Annotated in this window: 26 protein-coding genes and 1 tRNA gene; 11 read left to right on the top strand and 16 right to left on the bottom strand. The window is 67.8% G+C overall.

Annotated elements, in window-relative coordinates; all coding sequences use genetic code 11:
* Positions 1 to 396: 396 nt before the first annotated feature.
* Together JNJ68_RS06570 and JNJ68_RS06565 are read right to left on the bottom strand one after the other, a co-directional pair.
* A complete protein-coding gene (locus JNJ68_RS06570; protein ID WP_294980443.1) occupies positions 397 to 2,046 on the bottom strand; it encodes an amidohydrolase in 1,650 nt (549 codons plus the stop codon).
* 51 nt (positions 2,047 to 2,097) lie between these two features.
* Positions 2,098 to 3,063: an agmatinase gene (locus tag JNJ68_RS06565; RefSeq protein WP_294980440.1), complete on the bottom strand. Its 966-nt coding sequence runs from the start codon at positions 3,061 to 3,063 to the stop codon at positions 2,098 to 2,100.
* 192 nt (positions 3,064 to 3,255) lie between these two features.
* Between JNJ68_RS06565 and JNJ68_RS06560 the strand changes: the two genes are divergently transcribed.
* On the top strand, positions 3,256 to 3,645 hold the full coding sequence (locus tag JNJ68_RS06560; RefSeq protein WP_294980438.1) for a polymer-forming cytoskeletal protein: 390 nt from the start codon (positions 3,256 to 3,258) through the stop codon (positions 3,643 to 3,645).
* Here the strand turns inward: JNJ68_RS06560 and JNJ68_RS06555 are convergent.
* Positions 3,642 to 4,064 carry a PaaI family thioesterase gene (locus tag JNJ68_RS06555; RefSeq protein WP_294980435.1) on the bottom strand — a complete coding sequence of 141 codons (423 nt, stop codon included), beginning with the start codon at positions 4,062 to 4,064 and terminating at the stop codon, positions 3,642 to 3,644. The genes JNJ68_RS06560 and JNJ68_RS06555 overlap by 4 nt on opposite strands.
* Before the next feature lie 58 nt (positions 4,065 to 4,122).
* On the opposite strand from JNJ68_RS06555, the gene JNJ68_RS06550 reads away from it, so the two are divergent.
* Positions 4,123 to 4,896, top strand: coding sequence for an enoyl-CoA hydratase (locus JNJ68_RS06550; protein WP_294980432.1), 774 nt, complete (start codon positions 4,123 to 4,125; stop codon positions 4,894 to 4,896).
* 73 nt (positions 4,897 to 4,969) lie between these two features.
* Here the strand turns inward: JNJ68_RS06550 and JNJ68_RS06545 are convergent, their stop codons facing one another.
* Complete coding sequence (locus JNJ68_RS06545; RefSeq protein WP_294980429.1) at positions 4,970 to 6,178, bottom strand: MFS transporter; 1,209 nt, start codon at positions 6,176 to 6,178, stop codon at positions 4,970 to 4,972.
* Positions 6,179 to 6,310: 132 nt separating this feature from the next.
* Here JNJ68_RS06545 and JNJ68_RS06540 point away from each other — a divergent pair, with 132 nt between their 5' ends.
* Positions 6,311 to 6,790, top strand: a complete 480-nt coding sequence (locus tag JNJ68_RS06540; protein ID WP_294980426.1) for an RES family NAD+ phosphorylase — start codon at positions 6,311 to 6,313, stop codon at positions 6,788 to 6,790.
* Positions 6,791 to 6,958: 168 nt separating this feature from the next.
* On the opposite strand, the gene JNJ68_RS06535 is transcribed toward JNJ68_RS06540, so the two are convergent.
* On the bottom strand, positions 6,959 to 8,428 hold the full coding sequence (locus JNJ68_RS06535; protein ID WP_294980423.1) for a carboxypeptidase M32: 1,470 nt from the start codon (positions 8,426 to 8,428) through the stop codon (positions 6,959 to 6,961).
* Positions 8,425 to 9,594 carry a heme A synthase gene (gene ctaA, locus JNJ68_RS06530; RefSeq protein WP_294980420.1) on the bottom strand — a complete coding sequence of 390 codons (1,170 nt, stop codon included), beginning with the start codon at positions 9,592 to 9,594 and terminating at the stop codon, positions 8,425 to 8,427. Before ctaA ends, JNJ68_RS06535 begins: the two co-directional genes overlap by 4 nt.
* Positions 9,595 to 9,798: 204 nt before the next feature.
* Between ctaA and obgE the strand changes: the two genes are divergently transcribed.
* From obgE to JNJ68_RS06515, 3 genes are all read left to right on the top strand, one after another.
* On the top strand, positions 9,799 to 10,821 hold the full coding sequence (gene obgE, locus JNJ68_RS06525; RefSeq protein ID WP_294980417.1) for a GTPase ObgE: 1,023 nt from the start codon (positions 9,799 to 9,801) through the stop codon (positions 10,819 to 10,821).
* A complete protein-coding gene (proB, locus tag JNJ68_RS06520; protein ID WP_294980446.1) occupies positions 10,818 to 11,951 on the top strand; it encodes a glutamate 5-kinase in 1,134 nt (377 codons plus the stop codon). Before obgE ends, proB begins: the two co-directional genes overlap by 4 nt.
* An 83-nt stretch (positions 11,952 to 12,034) precedes the next feature.
* Positions 12,035 to 13,294: a glutamate-5-semialdehyde dehydrogenase gene (locus JNJ68_RS06515; protein WP_294980415.1), complete on the top strand. Its 1,260-nt coding sequence runs from the start codon at positions 12,035 to 12,037 to the stop codon at positions 13,292 to 13,294.
* Between the two features lie 3 nt (positions 13,295 to 13,297).
* On the opposite strand, the gene JNJ68_RS06510 is transcribed toward JNJ68_RS06515, so the two are convergent.
* Positions 13,298 to 13,894, bottom strand: a complete 597-nt coding sequence (locus JNJ68_RS06510) for a histidine phosphotransferase family protein (RefSeq protein WP_294980411.1) — start codon at positions 13,892 to 13,894, stop codon at positions 13,298 to 13,300.
* A 26-nt stretch (positions 13,895 to 13,920) separates the two neighbouring features.
* Here JNJ68_RS06510 and JNJ68_RS06505 point away from each other — a divergent pair, with 26 nt between their 5' ends.
* The 3 genes from JNJ68_RS06505 to JNJ68_RS06495 all read left to right on the top strand — a co-directional run bounded on the left by JNJ68_RS06505 (position 13,921) and on the right by JNJ68_RS06495 (position 15,816).
* Positions 13,921 to 14,103, top strand: a complete 183-nt coding sequence (locus tag JNJ68_RS06505) for a DUF3553 domain-containing protein (RefSeq protein WP_294980407.1) — start codon at positions 13,921 to 13,923, stop codon at positions 14,101 to 14,103.
* Between the two features lie 118 nt (positions 14,104 to 14,221).
* Positions 14,222 to 15,001, top strand: a complete 780-nt coding sequence (locus JNJ68_RS06500; protein WP_294980404.1) for a GNAT family N-acyltransferase — start codon at positions 14,222 to 14,224, stop codon at positions 14,999 to 15,001.
* Positions 14,998 to 15,816, top strand: coding sequence for a lysophospholipid acyltransferase family protein (locus JNJ68_RS06495; protein ID WP_294980401.1), 819 nt, complete (start codon positions 14,998 to 15,000; stop codon positions 15,814 to 15,816). The genes JNJ68_RS06500 and JNJ68_RS06495 overlap by 4 nt, the downstream gene beginning before the upstream one ends.
* Positions 15,817 to 15,931: 115 nt before the next feature.
* On the opposite strand, the gene JNJ68_RS06490 is transcribed toward JNJ68_RS06495, so the two are convergent.
* The 3 genes from JNJ68_RS06490 to JNJ68_RS06480 form a co-directional block, all read right to left on the bottom strand.
* Positions 15,932 to 16,282, bottom strand: coding sequence for a DUF2200 domain-containing protein (locus tag JNJ68_RS06490; protein WP_294980398.1), 351 nt, complete (start codon positions 16,280 to 16,282; stop codon positions 15,932 to 15,934).
* Between the two features lie 40 nt (positions 16,283 to 16,322).
* Complete coding sequence (locus tag JNJ68_RS06485; protein WP_294980396.1) at positions 16,323 to 17,501, bottom strand: lytic murein transglycosylase; 1,179 nt, start codon at positions 17,499 to 17,501, stop codon at positions 16,323 to 16,325.
* Positions 17,502 to 17,852: 351 nt separating this feature from the next.
* The gene (locus tag JNJ68_RS06480; RefSeq protein ID WP_294980393.1) at positions 17,853 to 18,590 is read right to left on the bottom strand and encodes an RNA methyltransferase; all 738 of its coding nucleotides are present in this window, start codon (positions 18,588 to 18,590) and stop codon (positions 17,853 to 17,855) included.
* A 124-nt stretch (positions 18,591 to 18,714) separates the two neighbouring features.
* Between JNJ68_RS06480 and JNJ68_RS06475 the strand changes: the two genes are divergently transcribed.
* Complete coding sequence (locus tag JNJ68_RS06475) at positions 18,715 to 19,335, top strand: thiamine phosphate synthase (protein WP_294980391.1); 621 nt, start codon at positions 18,715 to 18,717, stop codon at positions 19,333 to 19,335.
* 170 nt (positions 19,336 to 19,505) lie between these two features.
* On the opposite strand, the gene JNJ68_RS19440 is transcribed toward JNJ68_RS06475, so the two are convergent.
* The 6 genes from JNJ68_RS19440 to JNJ68_RS06450 all read right to left on the bottom strand — a co-directional run bounded on the left by JNJ68_RS19440 (position 19,506) and on the right by JNJ68_RS06450 (position 23,844).
* Positions 19,506 to 19,907: a GNAT family N-acetyltransferase gene (locus JNJ68_RS19440; RefSeq protein WP_363165512.1), complete on the bottom strand. Its 402-nt coding sequence runs from the start codon at positions 19,905 to 19,907 to the stop codon at positions 19,506 to 19,508.
* Positions 19,907 to 20,446, bottom strand: coding sequence for a GNAT family N-acetyltransferase (locus JNJ68_RS06470; RefSeq protein ID WP_294980388.1), 540 nt, complete (start codon positions 20,444 to 20,446; stop codon positions 19,907 to 19,909). The genes JNJ68_RS19440 and JNJ68_RS06470 overlap by 1 nt, the downstream gene beginning before the upstream one ends.
* Before the next feature lie 114 nt (positions 20,447 to 20,560).
* Entirely contained in the window at positions 20,561 to 21,961 is a 1,401-nt protein-coding gene (locus JNJ68_RS06465) for an RtcB family protein (protein WP_294980385.1), read from the bottom strand.
* A gap of 128 nt (positions 21,962 to 22,089) precedes the next feature.
* A complete protein-coding gene (gene rpmA, locus JNJ68_RS06460; RefSeq protein WP_294980382.1) occupies positions 22,090 to 22,359 on the bottom strand; it encodes a 50S ribosomal protein L27 in 270 nt (89 codons plus the stop codon).
* A gap of 6 nt (positions 22,360 to 22,365) precedes the next feature.
* Positions 22,366 to 22,806 carry a 50S ribosomal protein L21 gene (rplU, locus tag JNJ68_RS06455; protein ID WP_294980381.1) on the bottom strand — a complete coding sequence of 147 codons (441 nt, stop codon included), beginning with the start codon at positions 22,804 to 22,806 and terminating at the stop codon, positions 22,366 to 22,368.
* 189 nt (positions 22,807 to 22,995) lie between these two features.
* Positions 22,996 to 23,844, bottom strand: a complete 849-nt coding sequence (locus tag JNJ68_RS06450; RefSeq protein ID WP_294980378.1) for a DUF2059 domain-containing protein — start codon at positions 23,842 to 23,844, stop codon at positions 22,996 to 22,998.
* A 184-nt stretch (positions 23,845 to 24,028) separates the two neighbouring features.
* On the opposite strand from JNJ68_RS06450, the gene JNJ68_RS06445 reads away from it, so the two are divergent.
* A tRNA-Ser gene (locus tag JNJ68_RS06445) sits at positions 24,029 to 24,118 on the top strand.
* Positions 24,119 to 24,568 lie beyond the last annotated feature (450 nt).

Below are 24,568 nucleotides of genomic sequence, written 5' to 3'. Positions count from 1 at the left end.
CACAAGTAGTGAAGCTGACACCTACATCATCGGTCGGCAACCTCGCGGTCGCTCACCCTAGTAGGCCGATATGCTAGACGTTAGACGCCGATGCGCCCAAACCGCCCGCATATCCCTTCATTCATTCAGTTTTCAAAGAGCGCGGACACAAAACACGCAGCACACCAGAACTTCTGGCGTAACTGCCATCTTGCCTCCAGGATTTCGCGGCTTTCGTCACCGCTTCCGATCCATCCCGCCGCCGTTTCCGCCGCCGTTCCGTTTCGGTGAGGGGGCTTTTACGCACCCGCCCCGAGACCCGCAAGCGGAAAATGACGGAACGATGACGATTTTTTCCGCGACGGATGTTTCGCCTTTCTTTTCAAAAGGATGCCTGGCAGGACGGGTTGTCGCACCCTATAGCCTGCCGGCCTCGTGCGTCACCCTGCCCCCGGCAATCGTCAGCGCGATTCCCGTTCGGCCGATCTCCTCGGCCGGAATCGCCTCGATATCCCCGTCGATCAGCACCAGGTCGGCGGCCATCCCCTTGCGCAGCACCCCGGTCAGTCCCTCCATTTGGGCGGCCCATGCCCCGCCTGCCGTATAGGCGCGCAGCACCTGCATCAGCCCCACCCGCTCATCCTGGCAGCCCTCGTAAGGCACCCGGGTCAGCGCCGCCTGGATGCCGCGCATCACGCTCACATCCGTCACCGGCCAGTCGGAGGCGAAGGCCAGCGGCGCGCCATGGTCGGCCAGCGTCATCCACAGATAGGCATCCCGCCAGCGGTCGCGGTGGAAGACATGGCTCATCGTCGACATCGGGAAATCCATCGCCCCCGGCGGATGCGGCGGCTGCACGCTGGCGGTGATGCCCAGCGCGCCAAGCCGGGGCAGGTCGGCCCGGTCGATCAGCTCGATATGCTCGATCCGGTGCCGCAGGTCGGGCCGCCCGGCCGCCTCGTAGCCGTCGATGGTCTGGCGCACCGCCCCGTCGCCGATGGCATGGACCGCGATCTGCAGGTCCCGGCGCGAGATCTCGCGGCAGATCGCCTTGAACCGCTCGGCCTCGAAGAGCGGCGCGCCCCATTCCGTGGTGCCGGGATAGTCCTGCAGCATATAGGCGGTGCGGCTGTCGACCACCCCGTCCATGAACATCTTCACGAAACCGCTGGTCACCCAGTCGCCCCGGAACTCCGCCGCCATCGCGCTGGCGCGGTCCAGCTCGGACAAGTCCATGTGCGGCTTGAAATGGAAGGGCACCTTGACCCGCGCGGTCAGCCGCCCCTCGGCCTCCATCTCCTTGAGAAGCACGCAGGTATAGCGGTTGCCGTCCATGTTCACCATGCTGGTGATCCCGTGCGCCGCGCAATGCTGAAGGCCCGCCGCCACCTTCGCCTTGTCCTTCGCCCGCTGGCCTGCGTCGGGCCATGGCTCCGGCTCGCCCCCGGTCGCGATCCCCAGTTGCAGGTGCAGATCGCCGGTCAGCGCCAGCACCGGGCTGAACGCCTCGAACTCCAGAAGCTCCCCCGTCGCCGTCCCGTCCGCCGCCATCACCACAACATGACCGGGCGGCATGGCGGCTCCGTGCAGGATCCCCGCCGCCCGCAGCGCCGCCGTGTTGGCCCAGACCGTGTGATGGTCGGGCGACATCATCGCGATCGGCCGGTCGCCGAGCACCCGGTCCAGATCGGCCCTTGTCACCGGGGCCTCCAGAATCTCATAGGCTGCGCCCTGTGCCATCAGCAGGGGCAGGTCCGGGTTTTCCAGCGCATAGGCCCGGAAGGCCCGCGCCAGATCGTCGAAGCCCTGAACGCCTCCCAGCTGCAACTGCGACAGCTCGTTCCCGCCCAGCACCAGATGCAGGTGGCTCTCCACGAACCCGGGCAACAGCGTCCGCCCCCCGGCATCGACCATACGCGTTTCCGGCCCGGCCAGCGCCTCCACCTCCGCGCTGCCCCCGACCGCCAGGATACGCCCGGCCGCAATCGCCACCGCCTCGGCCCTGGGATTGCCTTCGTCCATCGTCAGGACTTTCGCATTGGTGATGATGATCTCGGCAAGTGGCATTTTCTGTCTCCAAATATCCCGGGGGTCAGGGGGCTGGCCCCCGGTCCGCCCTCAGCCCCGCGCGACCCGCTCGGCCATGACGCAGAGCATCTCGAACATCAGCGAAATCCCCAGCCAGGCCGTGCCGCCGCTCGCGTCGAAGGGCGGCGAGACCTCGACCAGATCCGCCCCGACAACGTCCAGCCCGCGCAAGCCCCGCGCCACCTGCAAGGCCTGCCACGATGTCGGCCCGCCGACCTCGGGCGTCCCGGTCCCCGGCGCGAAGGTCGGGTCGACGAAGTCGATGTCGTAGGTCACGTAAGTTGGCCCCGCCCCCACGATCTCCCGCGCCTCGGCCATCACCTCCTCGGCCCCGCGCGCGTGGAACTCGGCGATCGGGATGATGCGGATGCCGTTCGCTTCCGCGAAGTCCCAGTCCTCGCGACCATAGGCCGTGCCCCTTATGCCGATCAGGCAATAGCGCTTCGGGTCGATCAACCCCTCCTCCACCGCCCGGCGGAACGGGGTGCCGTGGTTGTAGCGCGAGGTGCCGAAATAGACGTCGTTCAGGTCGGTATGGCTGTCGAACTGGATCATCCCCACCGGACGCGCCTTCGCCACCGCCCGCAGGATGGGAAGTGAGCAGAGATGGTCCCCGCCCCCGGTCAGCGGCCGGATCCCCGCCGCCACGACACGGTCATAGAACGCCTCCATCCGCGCCATCGAGTCCATCAGGTCGCCAGGATTCGGCGCCACATCCCCCAGGTCGGCACAGCGCGCGAGGTCGAACGGCGCCACCCAGGTCGCCCCGTTCACTGCCCGGATCATCGTCGACAGATCCCGCAACTGCCGCGGGCCGTGCCGGGGTCCCGGCCGGTTCGTCGTCCCCCCGTCCCAGGGCGCGCCGATCAACCCGATCTGCACCTCGGCAAAACGCGGATGGTCGAACGGAACGAAAGGCAGCCGCATGAAGGTGGGCACCCCCGCAAAGCGCGGCAGGTCGAAGCCCGAAACCGGCCGGAAGAACGTGTCCGCCATGAAAGACCCCCTGATTCCCGGCCCGATCTGACCACCCCGCGCCCGCCTTGTCAGCCCCGCTTGCGACATGCGTCACGGGGAAACCTGCCACCCGCCCAAAGCGCCCCTTGACCGGGCAACCGCTATCCTTCCTTATCAGGGCAACGCCTCGCCGAAGGCCCAGACCCAAGGCCCGATCCAAGGATTCCGACGATGTTCTCCAAGACCTCCGACCCGACCACCGCCCCCGCAGCGCCCTCGGTGCCGCGCCCCATGGCACCCGGCAGCAACTCCGCCCGCTCGGTGCTCGGGGCCGACCTCAAGATCACGGGCGAGATCACCTCCTCCGGCTCGGTCGAGGTCCTGGGCGAGATCGACGGCAACATCACCGCGAACGGGCTGATCATCGGGCAGGAGGGCCGGGTGAAGGGCTCGGTGAACGCCCATACGGTCGAGGTGAAGGGCAAGTTCGACGGCAAGGTCACCTGCGAAAGCTTCACCCTGCGCGCCTCGTCCGAGGTGAAGGCCGATGTCACCACCGCCGGCCTGATCATCGAAAGCGGCGCCCGGATCGAGGGGCGCTTCCTGAAACCGAAGGCCTAGCGCTTCGGCGGAATCGAATAGGTCAGGCTGGCGCGGGCGACCGGATCAGCCATGCCTTCGCTGAACACCATCACATCCCCCACCGCGAGGCTCCGGCCAAGCTTCAGCACCCGCGCCTCGCCCAGAAGGTCGCGGCCCGCTGCCGGTTTCCGCATGAAGTCCACCGCGCAGCTGGTCGTCACCGTCAGCGCCACCGGGCCGATCCGCGACAGGATCGCCAGATACATCGCCACGTCGACCAGACCAAAGATCGACGGCCCGCTGACCGTGCCGCCCGGGCGCAGATGCCGCTCCGCCACTTTCAGCCGCAAGGTCACGCCCCCGGCATCGGCCCGCTCGACCGCAAACTCCTCCGCCACCTGCCCGAAGTCGCGGCGCAGGAACGCCATCAGTTCCGCTGCGTCCATCACCAGTGTCATCCCGCTTTCCCTTGCCCCGCCCTCTCCCTAGACTGACCGCAGGCCAGAGGGGGATGCAATGACGGAAGCCTTGATCCGACGCGACGTCAGGGACGGGATCGCCACCGTTACCCTTGCCTCCCCCGGCACACTGAACTCCCTGTCCAGCCGAATGCTGGACGCGCTGGCCGAAGCCTTCACAGCCATCGCCGCAGACGACAGCATCCGCGTGGCGATCCTCGCCGCTGAAGGCAGGGCCTTCTCCGCCGGGCACGACCTGAAGGAAATGCAGTCCTACCGCAGCGCCCCTGACGGCGGTCAGGCGCAGTTCCAGGCCCTCTTCGACCGCTGCGCCCAGGTCATGCAGGCCATCGCCGCCCTGCCCCAGCCCGTCATCGCCCAGGTGCAAGGCGTCGCCACCGCCGCCGGTTGCCAGCTCGCCTGCTCCTGCGACCTGATCGTCGCCTCCGAGACCGCCCGCTTCGGCGTCAACGGCATCAATCTAGGCCTCTTCTGCTCCACCCCCGCCGTCGCCCTCTCGCGCCGCCTTGCCCCAGGGCTTGCCTTCGAGCTGCTGACCACCGGAGACTTCCTTCCCGCCCCCCGCGCCCATGCCCTTGGCGTGGTGAACCGCCTCGCCCCGCCCGACCAGCTGGTCGAGGACACCCTGACCCTCGCGCGCTCCATCGCCACCAAGGACCCCGCCGCGATCCGCATCGGCAAACGCGCCTTCCGTGACCAGATCACCCAGCCCCTGCCGCAGGCCTATGCCACCGCAGGCACCGCGATGGTGGAAAACGCCCTCCTCCCCGCAACGGATGAAGGCATCCAGCGTTTCATCGACCGCCGGTAGGTCGCAACCCTCCCCACCACCCGTAGGTCGGGGCGCGCCCCGACTCCCCCTACCCCAACCCGTAGGTCGGGCTTCACCCCGACTCCCCCTCGCGTCCCCGCCCCGCCAGCAACACCACCATCAACCCCATCCCGGCCAGCGCCAGCCCCAGGCAGACCGCATAGACCAGCCCCGGCCCGCCCAGCGCCAGCAGCCCCGCCCCCACCGACGGCGCCGCCGCCGAGGCGAGGATCGGCGCCACTGCCGCCGCACCCGAGATCGCCCCGAACCCCTGCCGCCCCAGCACCTCGGCAATCAGCACCGGCCGCAGGATGGAGGTCAGCCCGATCCCCGCCCCCTGCGCCAGCGCGAAGGCGAAGATCAGCCACGGTGCGATCCCGGCCAGCCACAGAAGTGCCCCCGCCAGCACCGCACCGCTCAGCGATACCAGCACCGCCTGCGCGGTCGTCACCCGTGCCCCCGCGGCCAAGAGGATCAGCCGTCCCGCGACCTGGGCAGGCCCGATGCAGGCCGCCGCCAGCGCGGCCAGCCCCGGCTCCGCCCCCCGGTCGGCAAACAGGACCAGCGCGTAGGTGATGAGGATCCCGTGGTTCAGGTACACCGCCCCGAAGCCCGCCGCGATGATCCAGAAGGCGGGCTTCCGCAGCGCCGCCCGCACCACGCCCGGCGGCGTTGGCGGCACCACGAGCCCCGCCCTCTCCCGTCGCCGCAACTGGCGCACCGCCACCGCGTTCAGCGGCATCGCCAGCGCCACCAGCCCCGCAAAGGCCACCAGCGCCCCCTGCCCGCCGAAGCTGCGCCCCAGCCAATGCCCCAGCGGAAAGGCCAGCGTCCCGGCAAAGCCCGCGACCAGCGTCACCCGAGTGATCGCTCCTCGCGCGCCCTGGCCGAGCCGCCGGGTCAGGAAAGCGAAACAGGTTTCGTAAAGCATCCCCGACTGTGCCACGCCGATCAGCGCCCACAGCGCCAGCCATCCGGCAAGCGACCCCACAAGCCCCAACCCCGCCACGCCCAAAGCGGCCAGCCCCGGCAGCCAGACCAGCATCTCGCCGCCCAGGCCCCGGTCGACCAGCCGCCCGGTGAAGGGCGTCAGCCCCGCCATGATCAGGAAGGCCAGCGTCGGCCCCAGCGCCAGCGCGCCCTTGCTCCAGCCGGTCGCCGCCTCAAGGTCCGGCAACAATGCCGGGAAGGAATAGTAGCAGCCCCCATAGATCAGCGTCTGACCCAAGGCCAGAAGCCACACCGCCGACCCGCCCCCGTCTGACGCCCGCGCGCCTGTCACTCTTCGCCCGCCCTTCGCCCGTCCCGTGTGCCCTGACTGCACCGCCGCGCAGGCGCTCGCAACCCCATGCGCGCTTGCCGCCCGATCCTCCCGCCCCTAAGCCTTCGGAAAGCCCCGCCCGAAAGCTGCGCAATGCCCTTCCCCGCCCTCGACGGCCTTTTCTACCGGATCGTCCCGCAGGCCCGCGCGGCCAAGGCTCTCGCCCCGGCTATCAGCCCCGAGGGCCGCTTCCACCACGACGCCCAGCCGAGCCTCTACCTCTCCTCGCGCCCCGACTGGGCCTGCCACGCCATCGCGCCCTACGTCCGTGCCACCGACCCGCCCCGCGTCATCTGCGAATTGCACCTGACCGGCGCCAGGGTCCTCGACCTGCGCAACGCCGCACACTGCGCCGCCTGGAACATCGACCCGGCGCTCGCCGCTATCCCCTGGCTCCCCGAGCGCGCCCAGGGCCTTCCCGCCTCGACCTGGGAGGTTTCCGATCGCGCCCGCACCTCCGGGGCCGACGGCATGATCTACACCGCCCGCTCCGAGCCTTCCCGCTGGCACCTCGTCCTCTTCCGCTGGCCGGGCGCGAGCCTCACGGGCCGGGTCCTGCCCTATCCGCCTTGACCTCCTCGCGCGCCTTCGGCTTCTCGTCGGGTGCGCGCCAGCGAGGAGTGACGAAGTCAGACGACGAGCGCCCTCCGAGGCGCAGACCTTAAGATTCCCCTAACGTCCGCGATCAAGTCCCTGTTTTCAAAGGGAAAGCAGCGAATGTCCACCGTGGACAGCCTTGCCTCACACCCCGTAGATCGCCCCGAACTTGGCCTCCAGATAGTCGAGAAGCGGCCCCTCCGAGGGCTCGAACCCGCAGGCCCGCCGCACCACATCCCGCGGCTCATACAAGCCGCCATGCCGCTGCAGCCGCTCCCGCAGCCACCCCGTCGCCGCCGTGACGTCGCCGTCGGCCATCTGCCCGTCCAGCCCCGGCAGATCCCCCCGCAGGGCCTTCACCAGACAGCCCGCATAGACGTTCCCCAGCGTGTAGGTCGGGAAATAGCCGAAGAGCCCGCAGGACCAGTGTACATCCTGCAGCATCCCGTTCGACGGCTTGTCCACCGCCACCCCGAAATCCGCCCGGAACCTTTCGTTCCACGCCGCTTCCAGATCGGCGACGTCCAGCTCGCCCCGGATCAGCGCCCGCTCCAGATCGAAGCGCATCATGATGTGGAGGTTGTAGTGGACCTCGTCGGCCTCGGTGCGGATATAGCCCGGATGCACCCGGTTCACCGCCCGGTAGAAGCCTTCCGCATCCGCGATCCCGAACGCCCCGAACACCTCCCGCATCCGCCCGAAAAGCCAGCCGGTAAACGCCCGGCTCCGCCCCAGCTGGTTCTCATAGGACCGACTCTGGCTCTCATGCACCCCCATCGACACGCCCTGCCCGACCGGCGTCAGCGCGTAGGCCGCGTCGATCCCCTGCTCATAGGCCGCATGACCGACCTCGTGGATCGTGGAATAGAAGCAGTTGAACGGGTCCGTCTCGCTGACCCGCGTGGTGATCCGCACGTCATGGCCGGAGCCCGAGGAGAACGGATGCACCGCCAGATCCACCCGCCCCCGGCTCCAGTCATAGCCGAAGACCGTCGCCAGCTCACGCGACAGCGCCAGCTGCGCCTCGGCCGGAAAGACCCCGACCACCCCCTTCGGAGCCGCTGCCCCCAGCACCTTCTCGCGCAAGCGCACCAGCCGGGGCCGCATCGCATCGAACATCGCCGCAATCGCCGCCCCGGTCATCCCCGGCTCGTAGTCGTCGACCAGCGCATCATAGGGGTCGCCCCCCGCCGCCAGTGCCGCGCCCTCCTGCCGCTTCAGCTCCACCACGCGGCGCAGCGTCGGCAGGAACCCCGCCACGTCCTCCTTTGCCCGGTGCTCGGCCCAGACCCCCTGCGCCAGCGACATCACCGTCGCGATCTCCTCGGCCAGTTTCGCGGGCACCTTCATGGTCCGCGCATGGCTGCGCCGGATCAGCCGCAACTGCGCCTCGCCCGCGGCATCCGGGGCCTTGGCCGCCTTCAGCCAGCCGTCAAGCCGGGGATCGGTCCGCCGCGAATGCAGCACACCCTCCAGCGCGCCGATCTCCTCGGCCCGCTGTCCGGCCGCGCCTTCCGGCATCACCGTCTCCTGATCCCAGCCCAGCCGTCCCCCGACCTGTGCCAGGGCCTCGGTCTGACGCTGGAACGCCATCAATTCGTCAAACGCGCTCATGCCGTGCCTTCCCGGATCGATCCCGCCACGGGGTATTGAGACAAGTGCCGCGCCCGCAGGATCAGCACCCACAGGATCACCGCGCCGATCTGGTGGGTGATCGCGACATGGACATGCGCAGCCGTTAGGACGGTCGCGATGCCAAGAGCCATCTGCACCGCCAGCATCGCCATCACCGCATGGAACGCCGCCCGCGTCGCCTGGTAGGTTGACTTGCGCCCCCTGAGCCAGACCACGACGCCGAAGATGAACAGGAGATAGCCCGAAATCCGATGGATGAACTGCACGAGGCCCGGGTTCTCGAAGAACGCATGCCACATCGACAGCGTCCCGCCCTGCCCGTCTGGCACATAGAACGCATCGGCCGGGAAGAATTCGCCGTTCATCAAGGGCCAGGTCGGGAAGGCGCGACCCGCGTCGATCCCCGCCACCAGCGCGCCCAGCAGCACTTGCAGAAAGGCGAAATGCATCAACCCGGTGGAAAGCGAGAACAGCTTCGCCTCCCGTCCCCGCCGGGCGGTCATCAGCTCGGCCTCGGACCGGCCCAGCAGGAAGACATACCAGGCCAGCACACCGAGGATGATAAAGGCCAGTCCCAGATGCAAGGCAAGGCGATACGACGCCACGTCCAGCATCGCCCCCGACAGGCCGGAGGACACCATCCACCAGCCCACAGCGCCTTGCAGCCCGCCCAGAAGCCCCGGCACCACCAGTCGCCCCGTCCAGCCCGGCGGGATCTGCCGCATCACCGCGAAGCCGACGAAACCGACAAACCAGACCAGCCCGATCAACCGCCCAAGCTGCCGGTGCCCCCATTCCCACCAGTAGATCGCCTTGAAGGCCTCCAGCGTCATCCCCTTGTTCTGCAACTGGTATTCCGGGATCGCCTGGTATTTCGCAAACTCCGCCTGCCATGATGCCTCGTCCATCGGCGGCAAGGCCCCCGTGACCGGCTTCCACTCGGTGATCGACAACCCGCTGTCAGTCAGCCGCGTCAGCCCGCCCACGACGATCATCGCCACCACCAGCAGAAACAGCGCCGCCAGCCAAAGCCGGATGCCAGCCCGTGCGCCCTTCGGCCGGGCGTCGATCCCCCCGCCCGTCGGCGAAACGGGAACCCTCTCCCCCGCGCCCACCTCTTCGAAAATGCTGCGCTTCGTGGCCATCCGCTCACCCCTTCGCTTCGCGCCGGACACTAGGCCCGCCCACCCCGGCCTTCAAGGCCCTGCGACGGAACGCTCCTCGTCTCCTCCGTCGCTCGTCGCTGACACCCCCGCGACGAGAAGCCGAAGGCGCACGAGGAGCATCGCTTGAGCATCCGCCCCGCTTCCTATATCCCCGCCCCTCAACCACCGCCGAAAGCAAGCCCGATGAAATTCCTCGACCTCGCCAAAGTCTACATCCGCTCCGGCGGCGGCGGGGCCGGCTGCGTCTCGTTCCGCCGCGAGAAGTTCATCGAATTCGGCGGGCCGGACGGCGGCGATGGCGGCCACGGTGGCAGCGTCTGGGCCGAGGCGGTCGAAGGGTTGAACACCCTGATCGACTACCGCTACCAGCAACATTTCTTCGCCAAGTCCGGCCAGCCCGGCATGGGCAACCAGAAGACCGGCAAGTCGGGCGACGACATCACGCTCAAGGTCCCGCTCGGCACCGAAATCCTCGACGAGGACGAGGAGACCGTTCTCGCCGACCTGACCGAACCCGGCCAGCGGGTCTGCCTCGCCGAAGGTGGCAACGGCGGCTGGGGCAACCTGCGCTTCAAATCCTCGACCAACCGCGCGCCCGCCCGCGCCAACCCGGGGCAAGAGGGCATCGAGCGCACCATCTGGCTGCGCCTGAAACTGATCGCCGATGCGGGCCTCGTCGGCCTGCCGAACGCCGGGAAGTCGACCTTCCTCGCCGCCGTCTCGAATGCGCGACCGAAGATCGCCGACTACCCGTTCACGACGCTGGTCCCGAACTTGGGCGTCGTCGGCATCGACGGGCACGAGTTCGTCATGGCCGACATCCCCGGCCTGATCGAGGGCGCTTCCGAGGGCCGGGGTCTTGGTATCCAGTTCCTTGCGCACGTCGAACGCTGCAAGGTCCTGCTCCATCTGGTCGATGGAACCTCGTCGACAATCACGAAGGATTTCAAGACCATCGTGACCGAGCTTGAAGCATATTCTGAAGTTCTCGGCGACAAACCCCGCATTGTCGCGCTGAACAAGACCGACGCGATGGATGCCAAGCAGGTCAGCGACCGCCGCCGCGCGCTGGAGAAGGCGTCGGGCGGCCCGGTCCATGTCATTTCCGGTGTCTCCGGCAAGGGCTTGCCGGAGGTCCTTCGCGCGCTCTACGCCACCATCACCGCCGCCGCTCCTGTCGAGGAGTCAGCCCCGTGGCAACCCTGAATACGGGCCTGACCGAAACCCGCCACGCCCCCGATATCCGCAAGGCGAAGCGGCTGGTCGTCAAGATCGGCTCCGCCCTCCTCGTCGACCGCAGCACCGGCCTCAAGCAAAACTGGCTCTCCGCCCTCGCCCTCGACGTGGCCGAGGCGAAGACGCGGGGCACCGACGTCGTCCTCGTCTCCTCCGGCTCCATCGCTTTGGGCCGCAAGGTGCTGAACCTCGGCGATGGCGTCCTCACGCTCGAACAATCGCAAGCCGCGGCCGCCGTCGGACAAATCCGCCTCGCCCGCGCCTATGAGGAAGTCCTCGCCCCCCACGGCATCACCACCGCGCAGATTCTGGTGACGCTGGAGGATACCGAGGACCGCCGCCGCTACCTGAACTCCCGTGCGACGATGGAGACGCTCCTCGGCCTCGGCGTCGTGCCCATCGTGAACGAGAACGACACGGTGGCCACCGACGAAATCCGCTTCGGCGACAACGACCGGCTGGCCGCCCAGATCGCCGTGACGGCGGGGGCGGACCAGCTGATCCTGCTCAGTGACGTCGACGGCTTCTACACCGCCAACCCGAAGGAAGACCCCGCCGCCACCCGTTTCGACGTGGTCGACCAGATCACGCCCCAGATCGAGGCAATGGCGGGCGACCCGATCAGCGGGCTGTCCAAAGGGGGCATGAAGACCAAGCTTCTGGCTGCCAAGACCGCCGTCGCGGGCGGCTGCGCCATGGCGATCATGGAGGGCTCGACCCTCCGCCCGCTGAAAGCGCTGGCCGAGGGCGCGACGCGCACCTGGTTCGTCCCCTCCGCCGACCCGCATCTGGCCCGCAAGCGCTGGATCAATGCGATGAAGCCGAAGGGCGAGCTGGTGCTGGACGCGGGCGCGGTGACGGCCTTGCGCGCGGGGAAAAGCCTGCTGCCAGCCGGGGTCACGAAAGTGAGCGGCAGCTTCGGCAGGGGCGAGCCGGTGGCGATCCTCAGCCCCGAAGGCGCGGTTCTCGGCAAGGGCCTCGTGCGCTATACTTCGGCGGAGGCCCGCAAGATCGCGGGGCACAGGTCCAGCGAGATCGAGGCGATCCTCGGCTACCAGGGCCGCGCGGCGCTGGTGCACCGGGACGACATGGTGGTCTAGGGAACCCAAATTCCTTAAGTAAGGAATTTGACAAAATTCTTACTCAAGAATTTTGGCCCCCGGACGGAAACGGAGCGAGAGACATGGACGGCCAGTTCACCGACCTGATGACCGAGATCGGCCGCAAGGCCCGTGCTGCGGCGGCCGACCTCGCCTGTGCCTCCTCGGAGCGGAAAGCCGCCGCCCTCATCTCCGCCGCCGATGCCGTCTGGCGCCGCCGGCAGGAAATCCTCGACGCAAACGTGCTCGACCTCGACGCAGCCGAGGCGAAGGGCCTGGCCTCGGCCATGCTCGACCGCCTGCGCCTGGACGAGAACCGCCTGCGCGGCATCGTCGATGCGCTGCGCCTCATCGCCGAGCAGAAAGACCCCGTGGGCCGCGTCCTCGCCGAATGGGATCGCCCGAATGGCCTTCACATCCAGCGCGTCGCCATCCCCTTGGGCGTCGTCGGCGTGATCTACGAATCCCGCCCCAACGTCACCGCCGACGCGGGCGCGCTCTGCCTCAAATCCGGCAATGCCGTCATCCTGCGTGGCGGGTCGGAAAGCTTCGAGACCTCGGAAGCCATCCATTCCTGCATGGTCGAGGGCCTCAAGTCCGCCAACCTTCCCGAAACCGCGATCCAGTTCATCCCGACCCGCGACCGCGAGATGGTCACGGCCATGCTCCAGGCCACCGACCATATCGACGTGATCGTCCCGCGGGGGGGCAAGGGCCTCGTCGGCCTCGTGCAAAAGGAGGCCCGGGTTCCGGTCTTCGCCCACCTCGAAGGCATCTGCCACCTCTACGCCGACCGCGACGCCGACCTGGAGAAAGCCCGCCGCGTGGTCCTGAACGCCAAGACCCGCCGCACCGGCGTCTGCGGCGCGGCGGAATGCTTGCTGATCGACTGGCAGTTCTACACGAAACACGGGGGCGTCCTGATCGAGGACCTGCTGAAGGCGGGCGTCGAAGTCCGCACCGAGGGCGAGCTTCTGAAGATTCCCGGCACCAAGCGCGCCGCGCCCGAGGATTTCGGCCACGAATTCCTCGACATGATCATCGCGGCAAAGCTCGTGGACGGCGTGGATCAGGCCATCGCCCATATTCGCAAGTACGGCTCCAGCCATACCGAAGCGATCCTGACCGAGAACGACGCCACTGCCGAACGCTTCTTCCAGCGCCTCGACAGCGCGATCCTGATGCGCAACGCCTCGACCCAGTTCGCCGACGGCGGCGAGTTCGGCATGGGCGCGGAAATCGGCATCGCCACCGGCAAGATGCACGCCCGCGGCCCCGTGGGGGCCGAACAGCTGTGCAGCTTCAAATATCTGGTGACGGGCGACGGGACGGTGCGGCCCTGACGATCAGAACGTCAGCCGGATCGTCGTCTCGCCGATCTCGGTGATCAGCCGCCGCCCCTGCCGGGCCAGTTCATCCGGGACCAGCGCGAAATGCACCTGGTTCGCCCCGATCTCGGCGGGCGCGCGCGGTTCGGTCAGCACTTCCCACAGGCCTGCGTCCACCTTCAGCCGCGGTGCCTCGGCCAGCACCTGCCAGCCCGCTTCGCCCCGCGTCACACTGACCTTGCCGCCATAGGCCAGCGCGCTTTCCAGGCATTGCAGCAGCAGGAATACCAGCCGCACCTCGCGGCGCGACAGGTCGGCCGGGCTCGTCCAGCCATAGCCCACCCGCCCCGCGCGCGAGAGGTCGCCCAGGATCGACGCCACCTCCGACCGCGCGATGCGCTGGTCGCCCGACGCCTGGCCAAAGCAGATGCGGAAGAAGCGGATGCGCGCATTCGCATTCGCCACGCTTTCCGAGATCAGCGTCATCTCGGGCCGCGGCCCGCCCGGTTCCATCGCCAGCAGTTCCACTCCGTTGCCTATCGCCCCGATCGGGCTGATAAGATCATGACAAATGCGCGAGGCGATCAGGGCGGCGAGGTCGGGCTTGTCTTGCATCTTCGAACCGGGGCAAAGGACGGGACATGGCGGCATTTCTGGAACCGGGCATGCTGGTGCGCCACCCGGATGAGCCGGACTGGGGTCTGGGTCAGGTACAGTCGAACATCGACAACAAGGTGACAGTGAACTTCGAACATGCCGGCAAGGTCGTGATCGACATGAAGCGCGTCTTCCTTCTGCCCGTTACGGGAACTGATCACCCATAGTGCGAATCCGCCGGCGAAACTCAACCGGGAATTGCTTCGCGGATGCCTGATCCGTCACACGGTTGCAATGCCGCCGACCCATGGCTAAGTCTGACCAGCCGGAGCCCAAGTCGAAGCGATGACCGTCGAAGAGTCCCCCTATCTCGTGCGGCTGGCGACCTCGTCGCAGGACCTGACCGCCGCGCAGGCCCTGCGCTACCAGGTCTTCGTCCGCGAACTGGGCGGTGACGGCCCGCTCGTCGACCATGCGCAGGGGCTGGAGCGCGATGCCTTCGACCCCGTCTTCGACCACCTGATCCTTGTCGACCGCCGGATCGACCCCGCCACCTGCGCCCATGTGATCGGCGCCTACCGCATCCTGCCCGGCGACCGCCGCGCCGCAGCGGGGCGGTTCTACTCCGAGACCGAGTTTGATCTCTCCCCCCTCCTCGCCTCGGGCCGCAAGCTTCTGGAGCTCGGCCGGTCCTGCGTCCATGCCGATCACCGCGGCGGCACGGCGATGTTCCACCTGTGGAACGGGCTGGCCGAATATGTTCTCGACCGGGGCATCGAAATCCTCTTCGGCGCCGCCAGCTTCCACGGTTCCGATAGTGCCGCCCTTGCCCAGCCGCTCTCCTATCTGCACCACAACCACCTCGCGCCCCCGGCGATGCGGGTCCGCGCCCTGCCCCCGCACCGGCAGGAGATGGACCTGATCCCCGCCGACCGTCTCGACCGCCGCGCCGCCATGGCCGCCACGCCCGCGCTGATCAAGGCCTATCTCCGCCTTGGAGGCTTCGTCGGCGATGGCGCCTGGATCGACCGCGATTTCAACACCACCGATGTCTGCCTGGTGATGGACACCGCCCAGATGTCCGCCCGCCACCGCGAATTCTACATCCGCAAGGCCGGGACATGACCGCCTGGCAGGATGTTCCCCCGCCGCCGCTGCGCGTCACGCCCCTCGGATGGCTGCGCGTCCTCTGGCGTGGCAGCCTGATCGGCGCGCTCACCTATGGCGGGCTGCTGGTCCTCCTCCTCGTCCGCCTCGTCGAATGGCCTCTCTTCGGCCAGGCCCGCCCGGTCACGCCGCATATCACCCGCTTCGTCTGCCGCACCGCGCTTCGCATCCTGCGCCTGCCGCTCTCTGTCCGGGGCCGCCCGATGACCCAGCCCGGCGCCATCGTCGCCAATCATTCCTCCTGGCTCGACATCTTCGTGCTGAATGCGGTCCAGACCATCTATTTCGTCGCCAAGGCCGAGGTCGCCGACTGGCCGATGATCGGCTGGCTCGCCCGCGCCACCGGCACCGTCTTCATCGCCCGCAAGGGGACCGAGGCGAAGAAGCAGCAGGACATCTTCGAATCCCGCCTTCAGGCCGGGCATCGCCTGCTCTTCTTCCCCGAAGGCACCAGCACGGATGCGATCCGCGTCCTGCCCTTCAAGTCCACCCTCTTCGAGGCTTTCTTCTCCCCCGCCCTCGAACGCTCCATGCATATCCAGCCCGTGACGGTCGTCTTCCACGCCCCGGAAGGCGAGGACCGCCGACACTATGGCTGGTGGGGCGACATGGATTTCGCGGGCCACCTCCTGAAGATGCTGGCCACCCCCCGCCAGGGTCGCGTCGAGGTAATCTTCCACCCGGAGGTTCCGGTCGATGCCTTCGAGAACCGCAAGATCCTGTCGCAGCACTGCGAGCGCGTCATCCGCACCGCCCATGTGACCGCCGCGTGAGGCGTGACCAAGCTCTCCCTGTCATCCCCGCGCAAGCGGGGACCCGGTTTAAGCCAGGTTGCAACCGTCTTTGGGTCCGCGCTTGCGCGGGGATGACAGTCGGGAACGGCCGCCCTCACGCCTGCCGCGGCACCTTCGCCAAAGGCCGCCCCTTCGCCAACTCGTCCACCAGCTTGTCGAGAATGCGGATCTCCTTCATCAGCGGATCGGCGATGGCCTCGATCCGCACCCCGCAGACCACGCCCCTGACCTGCTCCCGCGCGGGGTTCAGCGCCGGGGCCTCGTCGAAGAAGTGCTGCAAATCCACGCCCCCGGCCAGCACCGCCTCCAGGCTCGCCTGGTCATGGCCGGTCAGCCAGCACATCACCGCATCCAGTTCCGCCTTGCTGCGGCCCTTCTTCTCGACCTTGGAAAGCCAGGCCGGATAGACCTTCGCCACGCTCATCCCGAAGATGCGATGCGCCATCCCCGCCCCCCACTTAGGGTGGGTGCAAACCCACCATCCCTCACCGCAAACGGCGCAACAGCTCCAGCGACGGCTCCCCCGTCACCGGCAGCCCGAGGCTCGCCTGATAGGTGCTGATCGCCGCCTTCGTCTTCGCCCCGATCACCCCGTCCGAGCCTTCGGTATCGAATCCCTTGGCCGTCAGCAGCCGCTGCAACTCCTGCCGGTCGGCCTTGGTCATGCCGCTGGCATCCGGCCCGAAGCTCGCCTGCACCGCCCCGCGCCCCAGCAGCCGGTCCGACAGATGCCCGACCCCGATCGCGTAATTCTGCGCGTTGTTGTAGCGCAGGATCACCGCGAAATTCTGCGTCAGCAGGAAATAGGGCGCCCCGCCGCCATTGCCACCCGCGATGATCGACCCGCCCGCCAGCGCGCGCCCATCCGCCGACCGCACGCCCAGACCCTGCCACTCCGCCGCCGACTTGCCCTTGCCGCGCCCCAGAAGTCCGGCGTTGAAGCCTGCGGGCAGAACGACTTCCATCCCCCAGGGCAACCCGTGCGTCCAGCCCGACTTCGCCAGATAGGCCGCGGTCGAGGCCAGCGCATCCGTCGGGTCCTCCGACCAGATGTCGCGCCGCCCGTCGCCAGTGAAATCCACCGCATAGGCCAGATAGCTCGTCGGGATGAACTGGGTATGCCCCATCGCCCCCGCCCAGCTGCCGGTCATCGCGCCGGGAGACACGTCTCCCGCCTGCAAGATCTTCAGCGCCGCGACCAGCTGCCCCTCGAAGAACTCCGCCCGCCGCCCCTCATAGGCCAGGGTCGACAGCGCGCTGATGACCGGCACATTACCCCGCCGCGTTCCGAAGAAGCTCTCCAGCCCCCACACCGCCGCGACCACATTGCCCTCGACCCCGTAGCGTGTCTCGATGGCCTGCAAGGTGCCGCCATACTGCGCATATTTCTGGCGGCCCAGACTGACCCGCTCGTCCGAGGCGGCGATGTTCAGATAGTCCTCCAGCGTCCGGGTAAACTCGGTCTGGTTGCGGTCCTTCTCGATCACCTCGGGCAGGAAACCCGCCCCCCGGAAGGCCGCGTCGAGGGTGCCCTGCGAAATCCCGCGCGATCCCGCCCGGCCCTTGAACCCCGCGACCCAGGCATCCCATCCGGAATTCTGCACCGCCCGCGGCGCCGGGTCCGGCGCGCGGTAGCCCCCGCCTCCGGATCGGCCCGAGGACATGCAGCCCGAAAGCAAAGCCGCACCCCCGAGAAGAAGCGCCCCGCGTCGTGAAAATCCAACCGAAGAAATCGCCCGTGCCATGCCGCTGCCTGCCTGCTGCTCTTGTTATCCGGCGATGATAGCCATGGCCCGCCCGAAAGGCCAACCCTTGCAGCACTGCCTTGGCAATCCCGCGCCTGCCCATGCCTTTCATACTGGCCCAAATATCCTCCGGGGGTCCGGGGGTGGAAAACCCCCGGTCTGCCGCTGGCCAAAGGGCGTTAACCATCGGGTTAAGAAACCCTGAACAACCGCAAACAAATCTTTGATATTACTATATATTCCAGAAATGTCCACCGTGGGCAGCCCCGCTCAATCCCCCTGCTTCTTCAGCTTGAAGGCGATCTGCCGCAGCATCCCGTGGAAGGTCTGCACCTCGGCCCGGGTCAGCCCCAGCCGCCCCCACATATTCCGCAGGTTCCCCTTCATCCCCGCCACCTTGGTCTCGGGAAAGAAGAACCCCGCCGCCTCCAGCCGCTCCTCGAAATGGTCCCCCAGCCGGTCGACCTCCTCCCGGCTGGCAAAGTCGGTCCGGGCCAGTTCCATCACCGAAGCCGGAACCTCCGCCCCCTGACGCCGCCATTCATAGCCCAGCAAGAGCACGCACTGCCCCAGGTTCAGCGAAGGAAACTCCGGGTTCACCGGCACGGTCACGATCGCATTCGCCCGGACGATGTCCTCGTTCTCCAGCCCCGCCCGCTCCGGCCCGAAGAGGACGCCGACCCGCTTGCCCTCCGCCCCCAAGGCCCGCGCCATCTCCATCGCCCGCTCCGGGGTGACGACCTCCTTCACCAGCTCCCGCCCCCGCGCCGTGGTGGCGAAGACGAAGTCACAGTCTGCCACCGCCCCGCCAAGGTCGGCGAACAGCCCCGCCTGGTCCAGCACCCGCCCCGCGCCGGAGGCCATCGCCACCGCCTTCGGGTTCGGCCAGCCATCGCGCGGGCCCACCACCCGCATCCGCTCCAGCCCGAAGTTCAGCATCGCCCGGGCAGCGGCTCCGATGTTCTCGCCCATCTGCGGCCGGACCAGGATGAAGACGGGGGGGATCATGCGCGGCCTCGTTTCTCGGGGTGGCTGGCAGATAGATCAGCCGCCGCAGGCTGGCAAGCGCGGGCGGTAGCCAAGCCCATGAAACGCTGATAGACGGGCCGCCAGACCTGACCCGGAGCCCGAAATGGCCGCTGACGACCGCCCGCAGATCACGCTCATCACCCCGCCGACGTTCGACCCGGATACCTTTTCGGACCGGCTGGGCCTCGTGCTGGACGGGGTGGAGATCGCCTGCCTGCGCCTCTCGCTTGCCACCCGGGACGAGGACGTGCTGATGCGCGCTGCCGATGCCGCCCGCGAGGCGGCGCATGCCCGCGACGTGGCGGTGGTGATCGACAACCACCTGATCCTGGCCGAACGGCTGGGTCTCGACGGCGTCCACCTGACCGACGGGTCGCGCAACGTCAGGAAGGCCCGCAAGGACCTCGGCGCCGATGCGATCGTCGGCGCCTTCTGCGGCACCTCCAAGCATGACGGGATGACGGCGGGCGAGGCCGGTGCGGATTACGCCAGCTTCGGCCCCATCGGCGCAACCACGCTCGGCGACGGCAGCCGCGCGCCCTTCGAGCTGTTCGAATGGTGGTCCGAAGTGATCGAGGTCCCGATCATCGCCGAAGGTGCGCTGACCGCCGAACTGGTCGCCCGCTTCGGCCCCGTCACCGACTTCTTCGCCGTGGGCGAGGAAATCTGGGGCTCCGACGACCCGCTCGCCGCGCTGAAGACCCTGCTGGCGCCCTTGGGCTGATCGCTGGTCCAGAACCTCGCCACTCCTCGCGATGAGGATACGAAGTCGAACGAGGAGCGCTCACGAAGGCCGGGCCAGCCGGAAGATCTGACAGGGTGCCGGGACCTTCCTTCCGCGCGGGGGGTGATCCTCGATCGCAATGTCCTCGAACCCTCAGGCCGGCAGAAGCTTCACCGAGGCGGGATTGTCGAAGAAGACGCCCCCCGCAGCCCGGGAACGGCAAAGCGGTCGAAGAGGAAGGTCGTGAATGCCGCCACCGCCTCGCGGGCAAGTCCCCGACCGGCGGCTTCGGGCGTCAGCGTGTAGAATATCTCCGGCTCTGGATCGTCCGAGCCACCGATCCAGCGACGCCATTCCCCCGCTTCCTCGCTCGGCAGGCGAAAGCACAGACCGCCGCTCCAGGCCCAATCGGCCAGGAAAATCCCGGGCCTCTTCAAACGTCCAGCCGGGGCGGAGCAGGAACAGAATCCGCGCCACCTCGGCCTTGTCACCAGCGCGTGAAAGCGCGGCACGTCGTCCCCGGTCATCGCGCTCAGGATGAGGCGCGGCGTGAGAATCCAAGCTCCGACCATCAATCCAGCTTGCGGATATAGGTCCAGGTCGGAACATTGACCGCGCGCGCGACCGAGAAACTTTCGGCGTCGCCCAGATACTGGAAGCCCGCATTGGTCAGCACCCGCGCCGAGCCGGGATTGTCCTGAAACGCCTCGGCAAAAAGGGTGCAGCTCTTCTGCGGGTTGGCAGCGACGAGGGCGTTCACCGCCTCCGAGGCGATGCCGTGGTTCCAGAAGGCGGGCGCGACCCAGAAGGCGACTTCGGACTGGTTGCGGTCCATCATCCGGAGGCTGATCACACCCAGCACCTCGGGAAGACCCGACCTTGTGCCGTCCATGACCCAGATGTCCTCCTCCGACCCCGCAAGCATCGCTCTGGCGCAGAACGCCTCGGCCGCGCCGGGCGGAAGGGGATGCGGAATGGCCTGCGTCGCCTCGGCCACGCGCCTGTCGCCGGCGTAAAGCGCGAAGAGTCCGGCATCGGACTTGCGCACCGGGCGCAGGGCAAAGCGTTCGGTCGCAATCTCGACCGGGTTGGCGATCTTCTCCAGGATCATGGCTTCCTCCTCTGAAGCTCATGTGGGGACTGACGGGTAGCCCGTCAATCGCCCGAATGTTTGGCCCTTTCGCGGTGCAAGAGTGGCACCGCGAAAGAAATTCGCATGCGGCGGCTAGGTCATGCGCTTTCCACCCTCACGCCCGGTATCGTGCCCGCGTTTGCGCCAGGGCGCGTTCCGGTTCCAGTCGCCAGCCATGATCGTGCCGTAGGGCTGGATTTCGTCCACCACATCGGCCAGGCCGAACCGGGCCATCTGCGCCCGGACCGCAGCCGCCGACTTGTAGGCAGAGGGCAATTCGGACACGTCGATGTGGCCCGACCAGAAGCGCGCGTCGAGACCGGCGGTCTCGCGCGCGAACACTTCGACCTCGGAATAGGTGCCGAGCCGCCGCTTGTGCGCCGTGCGCGACAGGTTCCGCCCCGCCCCATGTGGCGCGAAGCCAAGGTTCCGGTCGGTCGCCCCGCCCCGGATCAGCAGCACAGGCTCGGCCATGTTCAAGGGAACGATCTGCACGCCGGAAGTGTCGGGCAGGAAATCCGCCGCCACCGGCGTCGCCCCCTTGGCATGGTAGAAGAAATCACCGCGCCGGAAGACGAAGTTGTGTTCGTTCCAGAACCGGTCCTTCGCCCTTGCCCCGGCAGCCACGACCACCGCCCGGTGGATGGCGTCGTGATTGGCCCTGGTCCAACGCCGGACAAGCTGCAACGCCTCCCAGTAGGCGAGGCCTTCCGGGCTGTCGGCGGGAATCCAGGCGTTGACCCTGGCGGTCGCGGGCGACAGGTTCCGACGGAAGCGCTCTGCCGCGACCATGCCAAGTTTGTAGAGCCCTGCCCCCGGCCCGCGCGAACCGTGGTGGCTGACAAGGCAGGTATGCCCGGTCGCGGCGGAACGGCCGACGAAGGCGAAGTGGTTGCCGTCGCCCTGGGTGCCCATGTGCTCGACCGCGGTCCGGAGGATGTTGTCGTCCTTCAGGAATCTGTTCGCCCTGAAGGCGTCCATCAACTCGGGCGAGACGGCGAACCGGTCCCCCTCTGCCCTGCCGCCGGGGCCGAAATGCGTGACCGCCTGGACCGCATCCAGCACGGACCTGGGATCGGCATCGCCAAGATCGGTCAGCATGACCGAGCAGCAGATGTCGGCGGAATGCATCCCCGGATGGATCGCGCCTTCGGTCATCACCACGCCGCCCACCGGAATGCCGCCGACCGCGCCTGCCGGACAGGCATCCGGCATCACCGCACCGGCACGGACAGTGGGGGTGCGCATCAGCGCGTCCATCGTCTCGATCACATTGCCGAGGTTCGCGACCTCGGCCTCATCCTCGGCTTCCAGGTTCAGCGCATAGGCGGGCGCCCTCTGCAACGGCAACTGCGGCGCGGGCTTGCTGGCGGCGACGAAGGCCCGCAGCGCGTCGCCTTCCAGCCCCGCCTGCCGGACATGCGCCAGCACGGCGCCGAGCGCAGCACCCGGCGGAAAACCAAGATCGATCAAATCCTTGCCAGTGACGGTCATTTCCTTGTCCAAACACGTCTGACTGTGGCGCCCGGATTGTCCCGGGCCTTGAAGACCGGTCCGAAAACGAGAAAGGGGACCGGCCCTTCGGCCGATCCCCCCTTACACTCCGAATGTGAAGGTTCGGCTTACTCGGCTGCCTCCGCGACCGGGAGAACGGAGATGAAGGTGCGGCCCTTCAGCCCCTTCTTGAAGCTCACCCGGCCTTCCACCGTCGCGAAGATGGTATGGTCGGTGCCCATGCCCACGCCTTCGCCGGGGAACCACTGGGTTCCGCGCTGGCGGCAGATGATGTTGCCCGGAATGGCATGCTGGCCACCGAACAGTTTCACGCCCAGGCGACGACCGCCCGAGTCGCGGCCGTTGCGGGACGAACCGCCTGCTTTCTTGTGTGCCATGGGATGTTACTCCTTCGCTTCGGCGGCCTTGGCGGCGCGCTTCGGTTTCTCTGCGGCAGCCGGTTTCGCACCCGGTGCCTCATGCGCGGCGCGGCGCGCGGCAACGGTGCCCATCGCTGCCTTCACGCCCGACTTGTCGGCACCCTTCTCCAGCACTTCGGTCACGCGGACCAGCGTCAGGTGCTGGCGGTGGCCCTTGGTGCGCTGGCTGGAATGCTTCCGGCGGCGCTTGACGTAGTGGATGGTCTTCTCGCCCTTGATCTGGTCGATGACCTCGGCCTGCACGGCCGCGCCCTTGACCAGCGGCGCACCGATCGTGGTGCCGACCATCAGGATGTCGTTGAACTGGATCTTGTCACCGGCCACGGCATCGAGCTTTTCAACGCGCAGCACGTCACCCGCCTGCACCTTGTACTGCTTGCCGCCGGTCTTGAGGACCGCAAACATGGTCTTTCCTTCCATCGCTCCGCGCCCTGTGGCCCCCGCTCGGGTGTTTTCGGGTTTCCCCGCCTCGGACAGCGCGCCCCTTGGGGCGTCATGAATAAAGAGACCCGGGCCGAGTGTCGCCACTCGCCGGGATGCGCGCTTATGCGGCGAAGCCCGGCCAGTGTCAAGCGGGGTGTCAAGCGGGCGGGATCAGATGTCGCGCCCCTGCATCGCCGTTCCCGCCGCACGTCCAAGCTTCAGCGAAACATCGCGGAAAACCGTGTCGAAGGCCGCGAACAGCGCCGCGTTCAGCCGCTGCCCGGCGGGGCTTTCCCAGAACCGGATGTAGCTCTCCAGTTCCGCCTCGGTGAGCGGGGAATAGGCGAGGCCGAGGTAGGAATAGAGCCAGGTCGAAGTGTCGGCGCGGATCTGCTCCTCCTGCCCCCAGACATCCGACAGGATCTGGTCATCCGGCACCGCGCCATAGGCCCCGGTTTCGGCCATGCCGGTCATGAAAGCGAGGTTGCCCGACAGCGCCCCGGCAACGTTCATCTCCAAAAGGTCCGCCGCCTCGATCATCCGGCGCAGCTGGGCCACCCTGGGGTCACGCGCCGCGGCGGCATCATCGGCGGCCACCTGTGCGGCCTCTTCCGCGGCGGTGTCGAGGAAGGCGCGCCGCGCCTCGATCTCCAGCGCCAGGATGCGCTGACCGAGGTCGGAGGCGAAGAAGGCAGTGATCTCCGCCAGCGCCTCGGGGTCCTCCCCCAGGGCCTGCTCAAGCGCCGCGCCGAAGTCGCCCCGCAGGCGCGCGACGTCATAGATGCGCGACACCTCGGCGTCCCAACCCGCCCCGCCACCCGAGGGGAACATATCGGTCTTCAGCGTCCCGCCATGCGCCAGCCCCTCCTCACGCAGGACCTGGAACAGCGCGTCGAGTTGCAGGACCTCGACCAACTGGTCGACCGAGGCCTCGGCAGCGGGCGGTTCGGCACTGGTCTCGGCCAGGGCGGGCGGCGCGATGGCAAGCAGCAGGGCCAGGGCAAGGCGCGGCAGGGTCATGGTCAGGCCTTCCGGAAAGCGGTGCCTCCGAGAGGTAGCCGTTCAGGGCCCCCTTGCCAAGCCGGGGCCCATGCAACTGACCGTGAGGCCCTCGCGGGCCGGCGCCCGGATTTCCACCGATTTCCCCTTGCGCATCACCCGAGGCCCGGCTATCCACCCGCCACATAGACGACCCCTGAAGCGCGGAGAGGTGACGGAGTGGTCGATCGTGGCGGTCTCGAAAACCGTTGTAGGTTTGCGCCTACCGTGGGTTCGAATCCCACCCTCTCCGCCACTTACCCCTGCGAAAGCGTACTCCAGACTTGGCTGGCGCCGGATTTTTCCGTTGTTTTCGAGGGTTATGCGGGTGGGGCTGAGCACTGGCCCTGCCGCGAGTTGCCTCGAAAGCGGTCTCTCAGGGGCGGTATTCTCCGGGGCTGTGAACCGCTTCGCATCCGGTGCACAGCACCAAAACCCTGAAACGCATCCATTTTTTCAAGCTGCACCCGCTTGATAGTTGTGTTTTCCTTTCGCCTTGCGAGCGCACCTGAAATGCAAATGCCTGGCGACCTCCTCAGCGGTTTACTCAACAGGATCTGTCTTTTGAGCCCGGCGGAAGATTTCACTGGCGAGGTGCTCGTGCGCCGCGGCGCGGAACTGCTTGTCCGTCATCACACGAGAGAAAATTTCCTCGTTGCCCTCCATGCGGTCGATGAACAACTCGTCTAGCATCCGCTCAAGATAC

Source organism: Tabrizicola sp. (genome assembly GCF_016793705.1).
Lineage (GTDB): Bacteria > Pseudomonadota > Alphaproteobacteria > Rhodobacterales > Rhodobacteraceae > Tabrizicola.
Note: the sequence above shows the minus strand (reverse complement) of the source record. Positions and strands in the feature narration are given on the sequence as shown.